20 protein-coding genes and 3 pseudogenes are annotated in these 18,865 nt (G+C 55.5%); 7 read left to right on the top strand and 16 right to left on the bottom strand.

What is annotated here, in order from left to right:
- Nucleotides 1-3: 3 nt before the first annotated feature.
- Nucleotides 4-1,215 carry an MFS transporter gene (locus FBY10_RS12470; RefSeq protein WP_145336422.1) on the bottom strand — a complete coding sequence of 404 codons (1,212 nt, stop codon included), beginning with the start codon at nucleotides 1,213-1,215 and terminating at the stop codon, nucleotides 4-6.
- 122 nt (nucleotides 1,216-1,337) lie between these two features.
- Between FBY10_RS12470 and FBY10_RS12475 the strand changes: the two genes are divergently transcribed.
- Nucleotides 1,338-2,012: a TetR/AcrR family transcriptional regulator gene (locus tag FBY10_RS12475; protein WP_131699843.1), complete on the top strand. Its 675-nt coding sequence runs from the start codon at nucleotides 1,338-1,340 to the stop codon at nucleotides 2,010-2,012.
- On the opposite strand, the gene FBY10_RS12480 is transcribed toward FBY10_RS12475, so the two are convergent.
- Nucleotides 2,009-3,064, bottom strand: coding sequence for a D-isomer specific 2-hydroxyacid dehydrogenase family protein (locus tag FBY10_RS12480; protein ID WP_145336424.1), 1,056 nt, complete (start codon nucleotides 3,062-3,064; stop codon nucleotides 2,009-2,011). The two genes, FBY10_RS12475 and FBY10_RS12480, sit on opposite strands and share 4 nt — an antisense overlap.
- A 64-nt stretch (nucleotides 3,065-3,128) precedes the next feature.
- Nucleotides 3,129-4,025, bottom strand: coding sequence for a LysR family transcriptional regulator (locus FBY10_RS12485; RefSeq protein ID WP_145336426.1), 897 nt, complete (start codon nucleotides 4,023-4,025; stop codon nucleotides 3,129-3,131).
- A gap of 122 nt (nucleotides 4,026-4,147) precedes the next feature.
- Between FBY10_RS12485 and FBY10_RS12490 the strand changes: the two genes are divergently transcribed.
- The 3 genes from FBY10_RS12490 (at nucleotide 4,148) to FBY10_RS12500 (ending at nucleotide 7,403) form a co-directional block, all read left to right on the top strand.
- Nucleotides 4,148-4,810 carry an RraA family protein gene (locus tag FBY10_RS12490; RefSeq protein WP_131699846.1) on the top strand — a complete coding sequence of 221 codons (663 nt, stop codon included), beginning with the start codon at nucleotides 4,148-4,150 and terminating at the stop codon, nucleotides 4,808-4,810.
- Between the two features lie 11 nt (nucleotides 4,811-4,821).
- Nucleotides 4,822-6,030, top strand: a complete 1,209-nt coding sequence (locus FBY10_RS12495; protein ID WP_145336428.1) for a pyridoxal phosphate-dependent aminotransferase — start codon at nucleotides 4,822-4,824, stop codon at nucleotides 6,028-6,030.
- A gap of 95 nt (nucleotides 6,031-6,125) precedes the next feature.
- Nucleotides 6,126-7,403: a cation:dicarboxylate symporter family transporter gene (locus tag FBY10_RS12500; RefSeq protein WP_145336430.1), complete on the top strand. Its 1,278-nt coding sequence runs from the start codon at nucleotides 6,126-6,128 to the stop codon at nucleotides 7,401-7,403.
- 53 nt (nucleotides 7,404-7,456) lie between these two features.
- On the opposite strand, the gene FBY10_RS12505 is transcribed toward FBY10_RS12500, so the two are convergent.
- Nucleotides 7,457-7,915, bottom strand: a complete 459-nt coding sequence (locus tag FBY10_RS12505) for an Hsp20 family protein (protein WP_053130927.1) — start codon at nucleotides 7,913-7,915, stop codon at nucleotides 7,457-7,459.
- A gap of 671 nt (nucleotides 7,916-8,586) precedes the next feature.
- Between FBY10_RS12505 and FBY10_RS12515 the strand changes: the two genes are divergently transcribed.
- A complete protein-coding gene (locus FBY10_RS12515; RefSeq protein WP_131699849.1) occupies nucleotides 8,587-8,775 on the top strand; it encodes a hypothetical protein in 189 nt (62 codons plus the stop codon).
- Nucleotides 8,776-8,854: 79 nt separating this feature from the next.
- Nucleotides 8,855-9,529 carry an HAD family hydrolase gene (locus FBY10_RS12520; RefSeq protein ID WP_131699850.1) on the top strand — a complete coding sequence of 225 codons (675 nt, stop codon included), beginning with the start codon at nucleotides 8,855-8,857 and terminating at the stop codon, nucleotides 9,527-9,529.
- 223 nt (nucleotides 9,530-9,752) lie between these two features.
- Here the strand turns inward: FBY10_RS12520 and FBY10_RS12525 are convergent, their stop codons facing one another.
- Complete coding sequence (locus tag FBY10_RS12525; RefSeq protein ID WP_131699859.1) at nucleotides 9,753-11,018, bottom strand: APC family permease; 1,266 nt, start codon at nucleotides 11,016-11,018, stop codon at nucleotides 9,753-9,755.
- Nucleotides 11,019-11,722: 704 nt separating this feature from the next.
- Between FBY10_RS12525 and FBY10_RS12535 the strand changes: the two genes are divergently transcribed.
- Nucleotides 11,723-12,451 (top strand): OBAP family protein, encoded by a 729-nt coding sequence (locus tag FBY10_RS12535; RefSeq protein WP_371920974.1) that lies wholly within the window; start codon nucleotides 11,723-11,725, stop codon nucleotides 12,449-12,451.
- An 856-nt stretch (nucleotides 12,452-13,307) separates the two neighbouring features.
- Here the strand turns inward: FBY10_RS12535 and FBY10_RS12540 are convergent.
- From FBY10_RS12540 to FBY10_RS12595, 11 genes and pseudogenes are all read right to left on the bottom strand, one after another.
- Nucleotides 13,308-13,763 carry a hypothetical protein gene (locus tag FBY10_RS12540; RefSeq protein ID WP_131699855.1) on the bottom strand — a complete coding sequence of 152 codons (456 nt, stop codon included), beginning with the start codon at nucleotides 13,761-13,763 and terminating at the stop codon, nucleotides 13,308-13,310.
- A gap of 112 nt (nucleotides 13,764-13,875) precedes the next feature.
- Nucleotides 13,876-14,058: pseudogene (locus FBY10_RS12545) on the bottom strand (DnaB-like helicase N-terminal domain-containing protein); the annotation flags it as partial.
- A pseudogene (locus tag FBY10_RS12550) lies at nucleotides 14,003-14,140 on the bottom strand (ParA family protein); the annotation flags it as partial. The pseudogenes FBY10_RS12550 and FBY10_RS12545, both read right to left, overlap by 56 nt.
- Before the next feature lie 527 nt (nucleotides 14,141-14,667).
- Nucleotides 14,668-15,021 (bottom strand): hypothetical protein, encoded by a 354-nt coding sequence (locus FBY10_RS12560; protein WP_145336432.1) that lies wholly within the window; start codon nucleotides 15,019-15,021, stop codon nucleotides 14,668-14,670.
- Between the two features lie 173 nt (nucleotides 15,022-15,194).
- Nucleotides 15,195-15,548 carry a hypothetical protein gene (locus FBY10_RS12565; RefSeq protein WP_145336433.1) on the bottom strand — a complete coding sequence of 118 codons (354 nt, stop codon included), beginning with the start codon at nucleotides 15,546-15,548 and terminating at the stop codon, nucleotides 15,195-15,197.
- Nucleotides 15,549-15,702: 154 nt separating this feature from the next.
- Nucleotides 15,703-15,942, bottom strand: a complete 240-nt coding sequence (locus FBY10_RS12570) for a hypothetical protein (RefSeq protein ID WP_145336435.1) — start codon at nucleotides 15,940-15,942, stop codon at nucleotides 15,703-15,705.
- A 295-nt stretch (nucleotides 15,943-16,237) separates the two neighbouring features.
- The gene (locus tag FBY10_RS12575) at nucleotides 16,238-16,765 is read right to left on the bottom strand and encodes a hypothetical protein (RefSeq protein ID WP_256663447.1); all 528 of its coding nucleotides are present in this window, start codon (nucleotides 16,763-16,765) and stop codon (nucleotides 16,238-16,240) included.
- 455 nt (nucleotides 16,766-17,220) lie between these two features.
- On the bottom strand, nucleotides 17,221-17,511 hold the full coding sequence (locus FBY10_RS31475; protein WP_178116743.1) for a hypothetical protein: 291 nt from the start codon (nucleotides 17,509-17,511) through the stop codon (nucleotides 17,221-17,223).
- Nucleotides 17,486-17,647, bottom strand: coding sequence for a cysteine peptidase family C39 domain-containing protein (locus FBY10_RS12585; RefSeq protein ID WP_218571036.1), 162 nt, complete (start codon nucleotides 17,645-17,647; stop codon nucleotides 17,486-17,488). The genes FBY10_RS31475 and FBY10_RS12585 overlap by 26 nt, the downstream gene beginning before the upstream one ends.
- Nucleotides 17,648-17,844: 197 nt before the next feature.
- Nucleotides 17,845-18,487 (bottom strand): annotated as a pseudogene (locus FBY10_RS12590) (MBL fold metallo-hydrolase); the annotation flags it as partial.
- Between the two features lie 136 nt (nucleotides 18,488-18,623).
- Nucleotides 18,624-18,812, bottom strand: coding sequence for a DUF2892 domain-containing protein (locus FBY10_RS12595; protein WP_145336439.1), 189 nt, complete (start codon nucleotides 18,810-18,812; stop codon nucleotides 18,624-18,626).
- Nucleotides 18,813-18,865 lie beyond the last annotated feature (53 nt).

Genomic DNA, 18,865 nt, shown 5'->3' on the forward strand with positions numbered 1-18,865 from the left:
GTTTTAATGGCCCACTGCCGCCTGCGTCGTGCGCCGACCTGGTCGGAAGCCATGGCCACGCGCCGCCCAGGCAATCACCAGCGCCACCGCGATCAACCCCAGCATTGCCCAGGGAAACGCCGCCACGCCCCAGCGGTCCAGCAACACGCCGCCTGCGACGCCGCTGCCGGCTATCGCGCTGTTCCATGCCACCACGTTCAGCGACAGCGCCACATCCGCGCCGTCCCCCGCCGCATCCGCCAGGGCGGTTTGCAGCAAGGTCGCGGCGCCGCCGAAGCTCAGGCCCCAGACCGCCACGCCGAGGTAGATCACCAGTGGCACATTCCCCAGCACGCCGAATAGCACGCTTACCGCCGCAAACGTCGCCAGGCTCACCAGCACGGTGTTGCGCAATAACGGTTCGACCAGTCTGGCCGTGAGCCAAATCCCCGCCAACGCAGCGATCCCGAAGACCAGCAACACCAGGTCCACACGCTCGGCCAAACCGGCCGGCGCCACGAACGGGGCAATGTAGGTGTACAGAATGTTGTGGGCCAGCATCCAACTGATCACCACCGCCAGCACAGGGCGCACGCCCGGCGTGGTCAGCACCTTGCGCAGCGACAGGCGTTGATGGGCGGGCTGCGGCGCATAGTCAGGGACTTTCACCAGCACCCAGGCGATCAGCACCAGGCTCACGGCGGACATCAGGCCGAAAGTGGTACGCCAGCCCACCAGGCCACCGAGCCAGGTGCCCAACGGCACCCCCAACGACAGCGCAATCGGCGTGCCGACCATCGCCAGCGCCAGTGCCTTGCCCTGTTGATGGGGCGCAACCATGCGCCGCGCGTAACCGGCCAGCAGGCTCCAGGCCAACCCCGCCGCCACCCCGGCAAAGAAGCGCGCCACCAGGGTCACGCCATAGTGGGACGACAACGCGGTGATGGAGTTGAACAGCAGGAAACCGACGATGGTCAGCAGCAGCACATTGCGCCGGCGCCAGCCACGGGTGGCGATGGTCATGGGGATCACCGCCAGCACCGAGCCCAGTGCGTAGGCAGTGACCATCTGCCCGGCCATCGACGGGGAAATCCTCAGGCCGTCGCTGATCAAGGGCAACAGGCCGGCGGGCAGGGTTTCGGTGACGATGCAGATGAAGCCGGTCATCGCCAGGGCGAGCAACGCGCCGATGGGCAGGCGCTCGGATGCGGCCGATAAAGTGAGTGAGGGGGTCACGGTAAACTCCTTGGGCAAGACTTAGATACTGATCGATATAGATGTTGCGGGCGACCGGTGCGCGTTGTCAACGACTTATGTATCGACTAGTATTTATCTCGTTTTCCCACCGGAGACCTGACATGGCACAAATGGGCCGCCCCCGCACCTTCGACCGCGAACACGCCGTGGAACAGGCCATGCACCTGTTCTGGCAGCATGGCTACGACGCCACCTCCCTGGCCCAGCTCAAGGCGGGTTTGGGTGGCGGGATCTCCGCGCCGAGTTTCTACGCGGCGTTCGGTTCCAAGGAGGCGTTGTTCGACGAGTGCGTAAAGCGCTACCTGGCGACCTACGCCCAGGTCACCGAATGCCTGTGGGACGAAACCCTGCCCCCGCGCCAGGCCGTCGAAACTGCGCTGCGCCAATCGGCGCGCATGCAGTGCGAAGACGGCCACCCCAAGGGCTGCATGGTCGCGCTGGGCGTGATGAGTGCGCCCAGCCCGGAAAACGCGCGGGTGGCCGACGGGTTGACCCAGTCGCGCCTGCGCACGCGGGCGGGAATTGTGGCGTGCGTGGAGCGCGCGGTTCGGTTGGGCCAGTTGCCGCAGCAGACCCAGCCCGCCGTGATGGCGAGTGTGTTTGACAGTTTTTTGCAGGGGGTGTCGATATTGGCGCGGGACAACGTGCCCCATGCCACCCTCGACGCCGCGATCAGCCAGCTCATGATGACTTGGGACATAGCTGCGTCCACCACGCCGCCTGTGGCGAGGGAGCTTGCTCTTATCAAAGGGGCCTGCTCGAATCCTGCGGGTTAACGTGCGTCCGCAGCCAGGCTGAGCGCGTGGATCTTGTCGACAATCTGCCGTGAAGCCTTACGGATCGCCGTCGTCGTGTTGCCTGCGATATGCGGTGTCAGTTGGGCATTGCCGATGCCTGCCAGTGGCGAGTCAAAACGGTCTTTTTCGTGGACAAAGGTATCGATGGCAACCGCTTTTATATGCCCGGGAAACGCGGTCATGAAGCTTGCCAACTGGGCTTCGTCGACGATGCCGCCGCGAGCGGTATTGATCAGTATCGAGCCTTGACGCATCTGCCTGAACTGGGCAAGGCCGAACAGGCCTTGGGTGAGCGGTGTCAGCGGTACGTGAATAGAAACCACGTCGGCCTCCCCCAGCAATTGCTCGAGGTTTTGCCGCCGCTCAAGCCCAAGGCTGTGCGCGACCTGCTGCGTAAAACGCTCTGAACCGCTGGCGATGACCTTGATACCGAGCGATCCCGCTTTGCGTGCGACGGCTTGGGCAATACTGCCGGTGCCCACCACCCCCAGCGTGAGTTCGCCGAATTCGGGGCCGGGCGCCAAGGTGCCCTTGGACCAGCGGCCGCGGTGCGTTTCGGCGTTGTAGTGGTCCAGGTCCCTGGATAAAAACAACGCCTGGGCGACGACGTATTCGGCGACCGCCGCCGCGTTGGAGCCCGGCGTGTTCAGTACGGTCACGCCACACCGCTCAGCCTCTTGCCGGTCGATATGGTTAACGCCTGTACCCGCTTGGGCGATGGCGCGCAGCGGCGTTGGCAGGGCCGATGATGCCGCGGCGCGGATCAGTTCGCTCTCAATGGGAATATTCAGGCGCGTCTTGAACACGCTATACCCCCCGGCCTGAGTCACGGCGTCGATAAAAGCTTGCCTGTCGTGGCCATTGATCTCGGCGTACCGGATGCGCTCGCCATAGTGCTCGCGGATACTGTGTTTATCGGTGAAATAGTAGAGATTCAGGGTGACGACCAGGCCCAACTCAAGGAATCGGTCGACTTCCTCGAATAGCAACGGCGGGCCGGGAGCATCCAGTATCAGGGTGGTGAATGCCATACCTGTGAGCCTCTTTAAAGGGTGTTCAACCGCACCGATACACTAGCATCGCGCCACACTTGCTCTAAAACAACAACCGCGAAAAATCACAGCAGGCCTGCGCCAGCCGCGCCACGTCCTGGTTCAAGCCGAATTGGCGGTCCACCCGGTGCAATGCCACGTACTGGATACTCGGCAACTCCGGCTGCGTGACCAACGCGCGTAATGCGCCGTGCTCGATCAGGTGCGACAAACACGCCTTGGGCAGATAGCTCACGCCGATCCCCGACAGCGCCAACCCCACCTGCACCAGCAGGTTATGGCTGGTGAGCGTGCGCGGCATCTGCACGTTGTGCGCGGCTAGCCAACGCTCGTAGATCAAGCCGGTGCCCGACTGCGAACCCTGGGTCAGGACGGTGTAATCGGCCAGCACTTCCAGGCTTACGGGGTCGGGTTGGGGGATCAGGCCCGGCGCGCAGATCCAGGCGTTTTCCACGCTTTGCAGCGCAGTGCTGTGGAAGCGCGGGTCGCTGTAGACGTCCGGCACAATCACCAGGTCGAGTTGATCGCTTTCCAGCTTGCGAAACAGTTCGCTGCTCAGTTCCACTGACGGTTCGATCTGCACCTTGGGGTAGGCCTGACGCAACGCTTCCACCAGCGCCGGCAGCCAGGTCAATGCGGTGAGTTCGGTGACGCCGAGGCGAAAACGGCGCACCAGCACTTCGCGGGCGCTGACCCGTTCGAGCAGTTGGTCGCGGCTGTTGAGCAGGTCGCGGGCGTAGTCGAGCAGCTCACCGCCCTTCTCCGTCAGCCGGGCGTTGCGCTTGCTGCGGTCGAAAATCTCGACGTCGAAGGTGTCTTCCAACTCCTGGATGCGCTTGGAGATGGCCGACTGAGACATGTTCAGCTTGTTCGCCGCCGCTTCAAAGCTGCCGAGTTCGGCAATCCAGTACAGCGCTTCGATTTGCTTGAAGGTGATCATGGCGGCCAATTCATGAGAAAAAGCGATGCTATCACATCATAAAATATCGCTAAAACTCTTCGTTCATCACTCCTAAGATCCGGCCATAGCCCATCGCTATCTAACAATTCTGGAGATTTGCCATGTCCTTGCCCGGTTCACGCATCCTTCCCAACGCGCCCATGGCCCCCGCCGAACTGGTCGAGGCGTTTGCTCAGGTGGTCACGCCGCATATCAGCGACAACCTCGGCCGCCATATCGGCGCCCGTGGCCTGACGCGCTACAACCGCAGCGGCAAGCTGGTGGGCACGGCGATCACGGTCAAGACCCGCCCCGGCGACAACCTGCTGATCTACAAGGCCATGAGCATGCTGCAACCCGGCCATGTGCTGGTGGTGGACGGCCAGGGCGACACCAATAACGCGGTGATCGGTGAGCTGGTCAAGCTCTACGCCCAACAGCGTGGTTGCGTGGGGTTTGTGATCGACGGCGCGATTCGCGATGTCGCCAGCTTTGAGGATACCCCTTGCTACGCCCGCGCCGTGGTGCACACGGGCCCGTACAAAACCGGCCCCGGCGAAGTGAACGTGCCGGTGTCCATCGGCGGCATGGTGATCAACCCCGGCGACCTGCTGGTGGGTGATGAAGACGGCCTGGTCGCGTTCTCCCAGGCCGACGCCACCGAAGTGCTGCGCCGCGCCGCGCAACATGCCGAGCATGAAGAAGCGGTCAAGGCAGAGATCGCCAGCGGTGCGGTGCGCCAGAGCTGGATCGACAAGGCCCTCAACAATGCCGGCCTGGTGTGAAGGAGTCCGAGATGAGCACTGCATTTTTGTCGGACCGTGTCCTGGGCATCGCGCCCTCCCCCAGCATCGCCGCCAACGCCTTGGTTACCGAGTTGCGCGCCCAGGGCCGCGACATCGTCAACTTCACCGTGGGCGAGCCGGACTTCGACACTCCGGCGCATATTCTTGAGGCCGCCAGCCTGGCGATGCACAGCGGTGATACCCATTACACCGCTACCACAGGCACCCTCGCGCTGCGCCAGGCCATCTGCCTGAAACTGCAGCGCGACAATGATCTGGTTTATGGCCTGGATGAAGTCGTCGCCGGTTGCGGCGGCAAGCACATCATTTATCACGCGTTGGCCGCCACCTTGAATCGCGGCGATGAAGTCATCGTGCACACGCCGTATTGGGTCTCGTACCCGGACATCGCGCGGCTTAACGATGCCACACCGGTGATCATTCCCGGCGATGAAGCCCTGGGTTTCAAGCTGTCGCCCGCCGCGCTCGAAGAAGCGATCACCCCACGCACCAAATGGGTGATCCTCAACAGCCCGAACAACCCCAGCGGCGCGGTGTACAGCGAAGCCGAACTCTTGGCCCTGGCGCAGGTGCTGCGCCGCCATCCCCATGTGCTGGTCATGGCCGATGAGATCTACGAACACTTCGTCTACGGCGACGCCCGGCATGTGCCGTTGACACGCCTTGCGCCCGACCTCAAGCCGCGCACGCTGATCGTCAACGGCGCGTCCAAGGGCTATGCGATGACCGGTTGGCGCCTGGGCTTTGGTGCGGGGCCGGCGTGGTTGATCGCGGCCATCGCCAAGTTGCTGTCACAGACCACCACCTGCCCCAGCTCGTTGAGCCAGGCCGCCGCCGTGGCCGCGTTTGCCGGTGACCAGGCACCTATCGCCGCGATGCGCGGGGAATACCGGCAGCGCCGCGCACTGATGCTGGAGCGACTGGCGGGTATTCCCGGCCTGAGCATCATCCCGCCCGATGGCGCGTTCTATGTGTTCGCCAACGTCAGCGGTCTGATGGGCAAGCTCACCCCCCAAGGTGATCGCCTCGACAGCGACACGCAACTGGTGGACTACCTGCTGCGCGACTACGGCCTGGCCACCGTCAGTGGCGCGGCCTACGGCATGTCGCCGTATGTGCGGCTGTCCTTCGCAAGCTCCCTGGACGTTATCGAAGAAGGGTGCCGTCGCCTCAAAGACGCATGCCACGACCTGCGCTGACGGCCCCCCGTAACACCCGGCGACCAGCGGACGGCCGCCTTTTGACTGCCTAGAACAACAACTTAAAAATCATTGATCTCAAATGAGGCACTCCCATGCACACGCCCCGTATCGCGCTGGTCTGGCAAATCATGATCGGCTTGCTCGCCGGTATCGCCATTGGTGCCCTGCTGCACCGCTTTCCCGAATCCCGGCCGTGGCTGGTGGACAATGTCCTGCAACCGGCGGGCGACATCTTTATAAAGCTGATGAAAATGATCGTAGTGCCCATCGTGTTTTCCTGCATGGTGGTGGGCATTGCCGGGCACGGTGACGGAAAATCCCTGGGCCGTATCGGGGTCAAATCCCTGAGCTATTTTTTCTGCATCACCACCCTGGCGATCATCATCGGCCTGGTCATGGGCAACCTGCTCAAGCCCGGCGCCGGCACTGAACTGTCCAGCCTGCACGCGGCGAATATCACCCTGCCCACCAGTACCGGCGCCGGTCATAGCCTGGGGCAGATCATCGTCGGCATCATCCCCGACAACGTGGTCAACGCCATGGCCCAGGGCAGCCTGTTGTCGGTGCTGTTTTTTGCGGTGATGTTCGGCCTGGGCGTGGCGCGCTTGCCCGCCGAGCGCAAAGACCCGGTCATCGCGCTGTTGCGTGGCGTCAGCGACGCGATGTTCAAGGTCACTTCGATGATCATGGCCTACTCGCCCATCGGCGTGTTCGGCATGATCGCCGTGACCGTGGCCAACTTCGGCTTCAGCTCGTTGCTGCCGCTGGCCAAGCTGATCATGGTCAGCTATGTGGCCATCGCCTTCTTTGTGCTGGTGGTGCTCAACCTGGTGGCGCGTGTATGCGGGATCAACCTGTTCGCACTGATGCGCCATATCAAGGATGAACTGGTGCTGGCCTTCTCCACCGCCAGCTCGGCGGCGGTGATGCCGCAACTAATGAAAAAACTCGAGACCTACGGCGTACCCCCTTCGCTGGTGAGCTTTGTGGTGCCGGTGGGTTACTCGTTCAACCTCGACGGCGCCTCACTGTTCCTCGGCATCGGCACCCTGTTCGTCGCGCAGTTGTACGGCATTGATTTGAGCCTGGGCGATCAGGCCTTGCTGGTGGTGACCATGGTGCTCACCTCCAAGGGCGCGGCCGGGGTGCCGGGGTTCATGTTCGTGATTCTCTCGGCCACCCTGGCCAGCGCCGGTCTGCCGTTGGAAGGCATCGCGTTTATCGCCGGGGTGTACCGCTTGATGGAGATGCCGACCACGGCGCTGAATGTGCTGGGCAATGCGTTGGCGCCGTTGGTGATTGCCAAGTGGGAGGGGCGTGAGGTGCGGGCTGGGCATGAGTCGAGTGGGAGAAATGTTCCCTCGCTGTAATGTGAACGCTACGAATAAAGGCGCTCCGGAGAGCGCCTTTATTCATTCCAGCCTTACTGCTCGCTGATGGATTTCACCTCAGCCTTGGCAGCACCGCCAATCGCAATGCGCTTAGGCTTGGCTTCCTCCGGAACCACCCTGAGCAGGTCGATGCTCAGCAACCCGTTGGCGAGTTGCGCGCCCTGCACTTCAATGTGGTCGACCAGGCGGAACGACAAACGGAACGCGCGCTGGGCGATGCCTTGGTGCAGGTAGGTGATGCCCTCGTTGTGTTCGCGCTTGCCACCGGCGACGGTCAACACGCCTTTTTCCACCTGGATCTCCAGGTCATCCTCCACCAGGCCTGCGGCCGCGATGACGATCCGGTAGTGATCTTCACCGTGCTTTTCGACGTTGTGGGGTGGGTAGGTGGTACCGGCCTCGCTGCGAAGCGCCGATTCAAAAAGGTCGTTGAAACGGTCAAAACCGACGGAATGACGGAACAGTGGGGCCAACGAAAGAGTAGTAGCCATTGCAAAATCTCCTGAGTTTTCTCCAAGTGATTTGAGACGCGACCCGTATTCGGCATCGCGTAAAACCTAAGTAGGTTCAGGGGGGGAAATTTCAAGCACGGCCACAAAAAAAATTTTATCCGGCGCTGCGATCATTTCAAACAGGCTGACGCACCGACGAGCAAGAAACGTGCTGGAGTCGCCGTAGATCGCCGCCATCATCCGCCAGCGCCGATCCGGTTGGAGAGGCGCTCATATTGCGCGATTGCCAATCAGAACGCGACGATGAGGACATTGTGGAGGACGCTGAAGGGAGAGCGGGCACTTGCGCCCAACGTTTGATGCCTATGGTCAAATCCCAAGCAAAAACAGCCTGCATCGCTGCAGGCTTTTCCCTATCTGGCACTCTTAGACTAAATAACTGTTTTGAATTGAAATTAAGCCTAGTGCTTAAAATTCATACCCATACGATCATCCTAAGACTACAGCTGGGCCCTTTTTTGTACATAAACCAAAACCACTTGGTCAGGCCGGGGAACGCGCAAGGCCGCGATCATGGAGATGAGGCTGTGGGTTTCCCTGCGGCAGTTTGCGTCTCCACGTCCCAATGATTCGCGAAAGACTGAACGAGTCAGGGCACATGCTTTCGAAAAACTGAGCGCTTTAAATTTCGAAACGCAAGGAGAGACCTCATGCCTGAAAAAAGCTTCGTTCCATCAGTTAAACGTAAAGGCGCGAAGGACTCGGCTTTCGGCTCAGACCTGGCAGATACAGGTTTAACCGATGACGAACGAGTCGTTAGGGAAGATGAATTACTTGGCGATGAACCGCGTGTAGAACCCGGCCCATCCGACTTGGAAAGACTCAAGGATAAAAGCTAGTCCCTTTGATTTTCGGTGCGTCCAACATTCGAAAATACGACACTTATTGCTTGAGTTTTAATTTAGGGAGGTGCCACGCATGCGCCAGCAAACCTCATTTATATTCGATCTGGATGGCACGTTGACTGATAGCGTTTACCAGAACGTCTTTGCGTGGAAAACCGCGCTCGATTCAGAAGGCATACCGTTGGCCATGTGGCGAATTCACAGAAAAATCGGTATGAGCGGTGGGCTGATGCTCAAGACGTTAGCGCGTGAAACAGGACTGGAAATCAAACCAGACCAAGCTAAAAGGCTGAGCGATAAACATGATAAAGCCTACAAAGATCTGCAGGGCCAGATAAGCGCGCTCCCTGGCGCTGTCGAGCTTCTCGATACTTTGAACCGCGATCAGTTCAAGTGGTGTATTGCTACCAGCGGTGGGATGGATACTGCAGCGATAAATCTGAAGGCATTAGGCTTGGATATAGCAGAGGTCAATCTCATCACCCGTGATGACGTTAAATATGGCAAGCCCGATCCAGACCTTTTTCTCGCCGCTGCATGCAAACTCGATGTACCCATCGAAGAATGCTTGGTGATAGGCGACGCCATCTGGGACATGCTTGCCGCACGCCGCTGTAAGGCCACCGGTATAGGGCTGCTTTCAGGTGGTTACGACACAGGAGAGCTTGAACGTGCAGGTGCACTCCGAGTCTACGAGGATCCTCTGGCACTGCTGCAGCACCTAGACGAGGTAGCTTCCCGTCCGTGAGCCATATGCAGGCACGCGGCTTGAATTGATGTGCTCCCCCGCTCGGCGGCGACGTTGAAGTTCCTGCGTGCAGGCATGCCAGACGATTGATCGGATGGTGCTCCAGTGTCGCTCACAATCAAGCATCCGGGGCATTGGATGCTCCCAATACAACCGCGCGCCCTGACACTCGTACAACTTCGACAAGTTAACGCTGCGATAGACAGGCGAAGCGCTTACAAGACTAACCAGGCTCCACTGGCGCGGGTAGCGCGACTCTTGAACACGCGAAAAGCAGCATGCCTACGAGGATCAAGGCCCCTCCCCGCATCCATGTTTCCAAACTTTGCTGACTGAGCAGTACCAAGCACGAGACGATAGCAATTACCGGAACCCACGTAGGCACCCGAAAGTGATCTTCCGCAACCTCGTCGCGGCGCAGGATTAACACGGACAAATTAGTGCAGAGAAATACGAACAGCAGGAGCAGGACGACGGTTTCAGCCAATGTAGCTAGAGTTCCCGTCAGCGTGAGTCCAATAGCTACGAGGGTGGTAGCGATGATTGCTATCCACGGGGTGCGTCTCTGAGGCAGCACTCTGCTCAGCGCCTTCGGCAAGATCCCAAGACAGGCCATGCCGTAAGTTAGACGGCTGGCCATGATCATCGTAAGGAGCGCACCATTGGCCACCGCGATCAATGCAATGAAGGCGAAGACGCGAGGCGGAATGTTTAAACCTGACGCCCGAACCACTTCAAGAAGGGGAGCCGAGGTTGCCACCAGCTTTTCCATGGGCAGTACGGAAGATGCGGCGACTCCGACAGCCATGTAGACGACTCCGGCGGTTACCAATGCGGCAAATAACGCGCGCGGGTAAACGTTTCTAACGTCTCGAATTTCTTCCGCTAGATTGGCGGATGTTTCGAATCCTACAAACGAATAGAAGGCGATCAATGCCGCCCCCAAAACGGCTAACATCGGGCTGACCCCTGGCTTGAACTCCAGGCTGCGACCCAAATCTGCCTCGCCTGTGCGGAAATACCACGCTGCGGCGACAACGACCAAGAGAAGGCCTGACAGCTCAATAACTGTCATCACTAGGTTGGCTCCAAGGGACTCTTTAATCCCCCTTGCATTCAGGAGCGCGATAACGACAAGGAACAGCAGCGCCGCAATGTGAGGTGGTACCTGGATGAACGCCGCTAGGTAATCGCCCGCAAACGCCAAGGACAAACCTGCCGCGCTTGTGACAGCAGCAGAAAGCATGCAAAAGCCCACGAGAAAAGAAATGAGTGGTGACCCGAACGCTTTCTCAGCGAAAACCGAAGCGGCGCCCGCGTGAGGGTATTTTGTCACCAGCTCTGCGTAGGAACCGGCAGTAAGCATCGCGAAAAACAGAGCGAGTAGCAGGGGCACCCATATTGCGCCACCTACCTCTCCCGCAATTGTCCCGGCAAGGGCATAAACGCCCGCCCCGAGAACATCGCCGAGAATAAATAGAAACAGCATCGGGCCGGTGACGGCGCGGCGAAGGGAGGTCTTGGGGGTCAAGGTCTTCACGTTAAACTTCCTGGCTTGAGGTTGAGACAGCCGATCACCGGGCTGATAGCTAGGTGGCTTCACTCTCAAGCAATGGAAATTCGCGTATGACTAAAGTTCACATATCTTGCCGAGGGGTCGGGTATCGTCCAAAGCCTCCACGCAGAGACCAACTACTACGTAGTCTCCAAAGTGGAACCATTCCGTCAGGCTAGATATGTCTGCATAGAGCCAAGGGGTGGTGGGAATTGCATGAACTCTGGGGGGAACAAACGTTACGGTGTTTGATTCGATCTCTATCACGATCTCCTCATCATTCCTTAGGGTCTATAACGATCAGTAGGACACTAATGGGCAACAGGCAATCGATACTCATTCGGCAACTCAACCAAGGCGACGCCCACGATTATCTGAAGGACTACTCGGCACGATCATTTGATTATGATTTTATCCGTCGCGACCGGCGGCATAAGGCGCACGGAAATGACTGAAATAGCACCTGTCGTCGGCAATTTCCCCGCAGATAAAAACTTTCTTTGCTTGGCAGATATCCATATCGCTGCCACTGCATGGGGTGCTGAAAAGCTATCTAAGCGACAAGGCACGCATTAAATTAAATCGACTGAAGGGACTCTCGAATGAGTGGATTGCGCAAAGCCTATAGGGTCAACACGATGAGCATGGCGTTGTTAGCGCCCATTCTCGTCGCATGTACGGGTAACAATTCGCCCTCTAATGTAATCGCGCCTGGAGATACCAAATCGCCCGCCACGCAGTCCCTTGATGCCGGTGCTGCACTACTTCAATCACGTCCGCCGATAGACGCGTTGAATGCGTATCTGGATGGCTTCCATTTTTACAACGGCCACATGAACGCCCAGATGGAGGCGCACCACTACTGCGCGATTCTCAACGAGGAAGTTATCCAGTGCGTGATCTACGATGGCAATCGTAAGGACGCCAAGCTGATGGGGGTCGAGTACATCATCAGCGAACAATTGTTCGCAGGTCTTCCCAAAGCCGAACAAGCGCTTTGGCACAGTCATGTTCACGAAGTGAAATCAGGTCAGCTCGTAGCGCCTGGGATCCCTGAGGTAGCCGAGCATGCATTGATGGAAAAACTCGTCCATACCTACGGCAAGACGTGGCACACCTGGCATACCGACCTCAATAAAGACCTGCCCCTTGGCGTTCCTCAGCTCATGATGGGCTTTACAGCAGACGGGCAAGCGGATCCACAGATGGTTGCAGATCGCGATCGTCGATTCGGGTTAGATAGCGCGCAGAAGAAGAAAGCTCGGGCGGACATACCAACGCCCGTCGTTGCGCCAGGCGCAGATGCATGGAACCAGGGCAAGATTTTTCAAATCGTTGATCCTACGGACACTCCCCACCAGCACTGATGTTCATCGCAAATATGACTGACCCCAAGGACTCTTACCCTCACCTGCCGCCTTCACTCAAGAAGTGAGAAGGCGGCATCCCGCTCATCGTTCGGGTGCGCGCCCCGAACGATCTAACGAGAGTCTGCTGTCCTGATTCGCATAGTTTCGACGATGTAGACGAGCCAACTGACCTGGTTGTGCAGAGGGTCGGCCCGTACGTGGATCATTGATCAAACACTTCGCGTAGGCAAAAGGACCGCAAGCGTCCGGGGAAGTCATCTACCCAGCCCCGCAAAGCCAAGACATGGTGTGCACTTAAATCAGGTGGACACCATCGCCTTTGGTGTCGGGGTCAGGAAGGTGTGTTGGCCGGACGCATACGTTGCATCGGCCATGGGGTCAATTCGGCATCAGCAAACACACGTTATCCCCATTTACTTGGACGACATCAATTTGTGGGAGTCCCGGTGGACCTCATTGGCGTCCGTTTCAAATTCGATCCGCAAGACCCCGATTAGCGCGAGAAACCCGACAAAGAGATCGTTGAAAAATTGATTGATAAGCTGACCTGATAGTCCTGCGACGAGGCCGTGGATATCACTGATAGTCGATTGGAGCCCGAGCGCTAATATCAAGACGATGACTTGGCCGAACGCTTACCGTTCCTATGCTACCGCCTAGGAACGATTCATACGCGAGAAGGCCAACCACCGAGTCAGTCGGTGCGTGCAGTGAACGTCAGCTAAGTGTCGGCTTGAGCCCTTCGCGACAATCAGAAATCGGCCATTGCAAGTCCTTCACTGTGGAAAGACAAGGATGGCTAATCAAAGTAACGGTCGCTAACCGGCGTGAACCTGACGATTCAAGTCAAAATTTACCGGATCTGGTACAGCACAGCGGCCCCTGGCTTGGGTTCGAAAGCGGGCACAGTGTGCTGCTCAAGTGGCATACCCTTGGTATCCCAAACCAAGGTGTCCGATGGGAATTCGTCCTTGCGGGTCATGACGTCGATCTGCTTGACGATCACCTCCGAGCTTGCTTGCACATCGGGGTTCCATTCGAAGACCCCCACTCTACCGTAGAACACAGCCGGCGCGTCGGCGTCAAGGCGCCGGTCGGGGCACATGACCAAACCGCGGTCAAGCATGACCCGCAACGCGCCTACAGGCACCGCCTTTACCGTGGGCGTGGTCCGCTCGGTGCTGTGACCTGGGCAGATATTGGCCGAGCGAGTAACCATATCCTCGACCACTTCACGATCGGATTGGGCCTCCGCCGAAATGGCAACAGCAGACAGCGCAAGCACGACAAGGTTTGACTTCCAGGACATGCGAAACCTCCTATGAAAAAACCAACGCTGCGGACTACCCCATATAAGAACAGTCCGTTGGCATTGGGGCATACTTGAAGACTACCACGACATTTAGTCTGCTCCACTTATGGATTGCCTGGCAAATCAGACGGTGATCACGTCTGAAGAAATCGTCCGCAGAGAGGACGTCCGCGATGAGGTCCCATGTGGAATTGTCGAGCATCAGGCCAGCAATCACGCCTTGCTCGGCCTCATGCCGACGACAGAGACAGCTGATTATCCAGATCGATGAGCAGGGTACGGATCCCTGCATCGGCGCAGAACGCGCCCAGATTGACGCCAACCGTGGTTTTACCCGGCCCGCCTTTGGTTGAAACGACCGCAGTGACTTTCATGATATTGACCTCGGAATCGTAGGATTTGAGATGCTTTCATGCAGGTCACGCTGTGCGCTTTGATCCCCCCGGAAAAATCCAAGGCAAAAAAAAGCCTGCATCGCTGCAGGCTTTTCCCTATCTGGCTCCACGACCTGGACTCGAACCAAGGACCCAATGATTAACAGTCATTTGCTAGCTGTTAGTCGCAACGGTGCCACGGAAGAACGTGATGGAGAGATAGGGTTGCTGCATAGCGGGAGCCGCATGAGCGCAGCACGCCACGAAAGTTAGTCGTGGTTGGATTGGGTTGTCAAAGCGTGGCAAAGCAATGAGGTGTAGGAAAAGGAGGCGGCGGCAGTCAGCTACCGGATCACCTACAATGCGTGTCTGAGCGGTTCGACTTCCAGATGGCGTTACTTCAAAGTTGTGGCAATTCGTAGCTACAGTACTAAAGGACAGACTATATTTAAAATTACTAAACCACCAAAGAATGGAATCGTGAGCTGACCTCGTTTGCTGACGCCCTATCCAGCAGCCTTCCCTACCTACAATGACAGAAGAAAGTCCTTCCAACCGCGTAAAGCCCGTTCAAAGTCATCCAAGCTTATAGTTATTGAGAAGTCCTCATCATAAAGTGAATAAACTTTAACTCCACTTTTCGAAATATGGGTTGCCCAGGCATCGCGGGCCCATTCAGTGGAGACCTCATCCTCTCGCCTCACTGCTATCAATCTATTCAGGCCCTCGTCTAGCCAAGCAACAGTTTCGAACAAAGGTATGCCCCCATCGTCGATCAGTAGACAAGCAAGAATATCTATATTATCAGGCCCCACTTCATCCGTGCTACACCAAGGTGTTGCTATGCCGGTTGACCCTTCCAAAAAATAACGAATATTCATCTTACCTCTTAGGTCAATGGGTATACGGTCGACTTCAAGATCCCCCATCTCATCTTGATTTCATTAAAAACGACTATAATTCAAAAATCCATGATCACTTCCTTAAACTTTAATCACAGTAGGCAGCGTACCTGCTGCATACTGAAAATAGATGTGCTTTTCTGAGCAAGCTTTCAAAGCTCATACTTACATATCAATTTTTGTAGATCACCAGCTCTTTCAGGGTATTTATTCACAAGAGCAAGCATAGATTCCTTCATGGCCTCCTTAACCACCTGAACACTATAAACACGAGAACTAGGAAAAATACCGCTCATGTTCTGATCAGCTGAGAAAACATAGTGCCCAGAACAGGCATCCGGTTCGTATTCAAACTCCCAACCCGGGTCACCAGAAAGCCCTTCGCAACGTATAAACATCCTCTGCAAAAGCCCTTCTAAGTCACCCTCTGAAAACGCACCGATAGCAAACCAAAGAATCCAATACAACAGATCCTCACTATTTCCGGACAACTCACCCCACTTCATTTAACAACTCCAATTGGAAATACAGTTGAAACATATATCCCAACATTTTTTATATCAATCGGGACCTGAAACCTCTACTTACCAACAACAACTTCCTGCAGTCTCTCACCCGTCGTCTGATACTGAATGAGCGCTCTATGCAAGAAAATAGAGGTCAGACCAACATTCTCATTTTTAAAGAGTAATTCTGCTGGGCTTTATAAAAAAGTGGTCTGCCCCCGATTTCTTGAGTTCCATCATCAACGGCTGATGATGCCTCATATATTGCTTCGGTCGCTGCCATAAGCGAATCCTCTCCACCAGCTAAGGACAGCGCCGATACAGCGCGAGCTTGGCTAAACAGCTGAAGGTCTTCTACATTTAAGCCTTGCTCTTCATCCAAGCTGTCTTGCAAGCAAAATACTTCTCATCTAACTGTGCAGCTAAAGCATCTAGCCCAAAAACCTGATCAGTCGTGAGTTTATTACCAGATTGTAGATACCTAAGAGACTCGGCAAAAATAAAAACTTCTACTGGGCAGTCCTGAAAGCAAGTTCGCAAGCCAATTTTACAGCACCTCTTCGTTATTCCTCACTGACTACCTTAAGTTTTTCTACAAAGCTTTTCTCAACCTTTTCTAAACGCATAATTATTATTTAGTCTCTGGCAGTGGTTTTAATGGCGCGGACACATCCTGTGCGCTCTTTAAACTACGACTGCCAAAATGTCAGACAGACGCCATATTCATCGAGAAGATCGTCAGCAATTTCAAACTGAAATACCTTCTCTGGAAAGGCATCGGATAAAGCGCGCTTCCAATATCTAGTGATCTGTTCAGCAAATAAATGACAAAGACGATAATCTTCTTCCGACAGACCCACTTTAAATACGGGTCTGCCCGATGCATCCTCCCACTTTGAAAAGAACTGGTTTATTGAAAAAATATTTCTGTATCGTTCAACGTCTCTACGCGATGTACTTTGTTCCAACACACTAGATTCGGTCTCAACCAGCCCGTTCAAATGAAATTTTTGTGGATCGTATTGCTGAGCGTTAGGCAGCCAGAAAATGTGACCATTGGCCTCAATAAAATCAGGAGAGAGCAAACCCAGAACAGAAATTGCCTGTTCTAATGAAACCAAGTGCCCTACATATGAAAAAAACTCTCCGGAGCCAATATCTGAAACAAACAGACTCAACGACTCTTTAGAAATATTACCCTGATAAACCTTCATCATTTCAACCCCAAGCTATAAAGAACCGACTGAGGAACATTCCCCTCAAAAAATTTTGTGTCGCTTCCCTTCTTGGGGAAATATGTTCCATTCGGAGCTTGGTTCCATTCGACCACCTTAATCCGAGAGCTAGACACATCATATAGTGCACGCCCCTCAGGACCGTAGACAACAACATGCCCATTTCCAAGATTCGCATAAGAATCGGAAGTTTGCCCTTGCAACGGATACTGAACACCACCACGCGTTCCCGTGACCGTCACATTCGTTTGCCTGAGCCCCTTGGTATAATCTAAATCAATAGAGGAAAATAGGGGTCAGACCACTATTCTCATTTTTTAAAGAGCAATTTTTCTGGCCTTTATAAAAACGTGGCCTGCCCCCGATTTCTGCAAATAAACAACGGTGGGTTTCCCACCAGAACTAGCTAATTCTCCCATCGCTTTTGCACCAACTAATTACGGCGAAATCAAAACCACTGGAAAATTTAAAATTTTTCCTTCAACATAACCCCAAGATAGGGCATGCAACTTCTTTGATACGCGCGAATCTATTGACATAAGTAACATCAAGAAAGTCTCCAGTTCGTCACTATACTCTATTCCTTTTATACCTAAATTATTATGCAGCCTTCCAGAATACTCACTTTCAACTCCATCATTCGAAAAGACATAAATTATCTCAGAGGTAATATCTGAGTAAACAATTGACTGAACAAAAACCTTACTGTTTATAGACGGAATGACCATTCCACACATCCTTAAACTCTTCAACGCCCATTTTGTACTGCGTACCATTAAAAGGATCTTTAATCAACACCCTGCCAACGTCATCCACTCCATCAACCACGACCCAGTGCCCTACTTTATTTCCAGAATCCCACATCATTGCACTCCAAGAGCCAGTTTTATTGGGTTCGCACCTTTGGCTTGGCCAGCAGTTTTAATGGCAGAAAACCACTCAATCGTGATGCGACTATTTGATTGACCTGTTCTTCGACGCGTGCGGCCAGTGATGCCTACCCCTTCAACCGGCGCGGTCGGAACCTGTACCGGCACTTGAACTGGACTGCCCCCGGCACCGTAGTCATCTCGACCCGGGGCCTTGTAGTCGTGGCACATAAACAAACGGGTATCGTCGGGCAACTCGAACAACTTTTGAATGGACTGGAAAAGCTTTCGCGCATCGCCACCGGGAAAGTCGCATCGGGCAGTGCCGTAATCAGACATGAACAGCATATCGCCGACAAAACCAGCGTCACCGATTAGATACGTCATTCAGGCCGGCGTGTGTCTTGGTGTGCGGATGGCGTACGCCTCAATTCCTCCGACCAAAAAAGCGCCCACCGTCTTTAAACAGCCGGTCGAATTGACGACCATCAGTGGCAAACTCGCTCCCAACGTTGAACAACTTACCAAAAGTATTCTGAACCACTGTGATCTGATCGCCGATGGCCAGTTGGCCACCCCACTGGCGCTTTAGGTACTGCGCTGCGGAAAGATGGTCGGCATATACATGGGTTTCTAATAACCACTCCACCGTAAGGGTTTGCTCACGCACGCAGGTAATTAAAAGTTCCGCGCTTTTGCAAGAGGTGTGACCTGATGTGGGATCGTAATCGAGCACAGAGTCGATAATGGCGCAGTGCCCTGTAGTCGGGTCACTGACAACATAGCTGTAGGTATACGTAGCGGTGTCAAAAAAAGCTTCTACATGTGGTTTCATGATGGAATTCTCTTTTCGATATACGAAGTGGAGTGCTGATCTACCAACGGGCTCTGGTAAGGAACCGTGATCAGTGCTTCGTACCTAAACCACCACGGGCACCTTCAGGCGCCCGTTAGTGTGCAACGGTTGTCGCTCAGCAACGGTTACAGGTTTTGATGCCTAGCAACGTATAGACAGGGCAGAAACGGAAAATGCCAGTGGCCAGCGGCACTAAACCTATCCAACCCCACACGCCGATCACACCGGACAAACTCAGGCCAATGAGAATCAGACCGACGACAATGCGCAGGCTACGGTCAATGGTTCCAATGTTCGCTTTCATGGCGATCTCCCGATCAATGGCTGCGCTGGGTCTCCAGCGCAGTAAAGAACATG

The organism is Pseudomonas sp. SJZ103 (genome assembly GCF_007828335.1).
Lineage (GTDB): Bacteria > Pseudomonadota > Gammaproteobacteria > Pseudomonadales > Pseudomonadaceae > Aquipseudomonas.

What these genes read in the sequence shown, in the direction of transcription:
- FBY10_RS12560 (WP_145336432.1), bottom strand. Translation starts at nt 15,021, where the DNA reads ATGAATATTCGTTATTTTTTGGAAGGGTCAACCGGCATAGCAACACCT.
- FBY10_RS12505 (WP_053130927.1), bottom strand. Translation starts at nt 7,915, where the DNA reads ATGGCTACTACTCTTTCGTTGGCCCCACTGTTCCGTCATTCCGTCGGT.
- FBY10_RS12520 (WP_131699850.1), top strand. Translation starts at nt 8,855, where the DNA reads ATGCGCCAGCAAACCTCATTTATATTCGATCTGGATGGCACGTTGACT.
- FBY10_RS12525 (WP_131699859.1), bottom strand. Translation starts at nt 11,018, where the DNA reads ATGCTGTTTCTATTTATTCTCGGCGATGTTCTCGGGGCGGGCGTTTAT.
- FBY10_RS31475 (WP_178116743.1), bottom strand. Translation starts at nt 17,511, where the DNA reads ATGGTCATTCCGTCTATAAACAGTAAGGTTTTTGTTCAGTCAATTGTT.
- FBY10_RS12475 (WP_131699843.1), top strand. Translation starts at nt 1,338, where the DNA reads ATGGCACAAATGGGCCGCCCCCGCACCTTCGACCGCGAACACGCCGTG.
- FBY10_RS12595 (WP_145336439.1), bottom strand. Translation starts at nt 18,812, where the DNA reads ATGAAAGCGAACATTGGAACCATTGACCGTAGCCTGCGCATTGTCGTC.
- FBY10_RS12535 (WP_371920974.1), top strand. Translation starts at nt 11,723, where the DNA reads ATGAGCATGGCGTTGTTAGCGCCCATTCTCGTCGCATGTACGGGTAAC.
- FBY10_RS12540 (WP_131699855.1), bottom strand. Translation starts at nt 13,763, where the DNA reads ATGTCCTGGAAGTCAAACCTTGTCGTGCTTGCGCTGTCTGCTGTTGCC.
- FBY10_RS12575 (WP_256663447.1), bottom strand. Translation starts at nt 16,765, where the DNA reads ATGATGAAGGTTTATCAGGGTAATATTTCTAAAGAGTCGTTGAGTCTG.
- FBY10_RS12565 (WP_145336433.1), bottom strand. Translation starts at nt 15,548, where the DNA reads ATGAAGTGGGGTGAGTTGTCCGGAAATAGTGAGGATCTGTTGTATTGG.
- FBY10_RS12515 (WP_131699849.1), top strand. Translation starts at nt 8,587, where the DNA reads ATGCCTGAAAAAAGCTTCGTTCCATCAGTTAAACGTAAAGGCGCGAAG.
- FBY10_RS12485 (WP_145336426.1), bottom strand. Translation starts at nt 4,025, where the DNA reads ATGATCACCTTCAAGCAAATCGAAGCGCTGTACTGGATTGCCGAACTC.
- FBY10_RS12480 (WP_145336424.1), bottom strand. Translation starts at nt 3,064, where the DNA reads ATGGCATTCACCACCCTGATACTGGATGCTCCCGGCCCGCCGTTGCTA.
- FBY10_RS12585 (WP_218571036.1), bottom strand. Translation starts at nt 17,647, where the DNA reads ATGTGGGATTCTGGAAATAAAGTAGGGCACTGGGTCGTGGTTGATGGA.
- FBY10_RS12495 (WP_145336428.1), top strand. Translation starts at nt 4,822, where the DNA reads ATGAGCACTGCATTTTTGTCGGACCGTGTCCTGGGCATCGCGCCCTCC.
- FBY10_RS12490 (WP_131699846.1), top strand. Translation starts at nt 4,148, where the DNA reads ATGTCCTTGCCCGGTTCACGCATCCTTCCCAACGCGCCCATGGCCCCC.
- FBY10_RS12500 (WP_145336430.1), top strand. Translation starts at nt 6,126, where the DNA reads ATGCACACGCCCCGTATCGCGCTGGTCTGGCAAATCATGATCGGCTTG.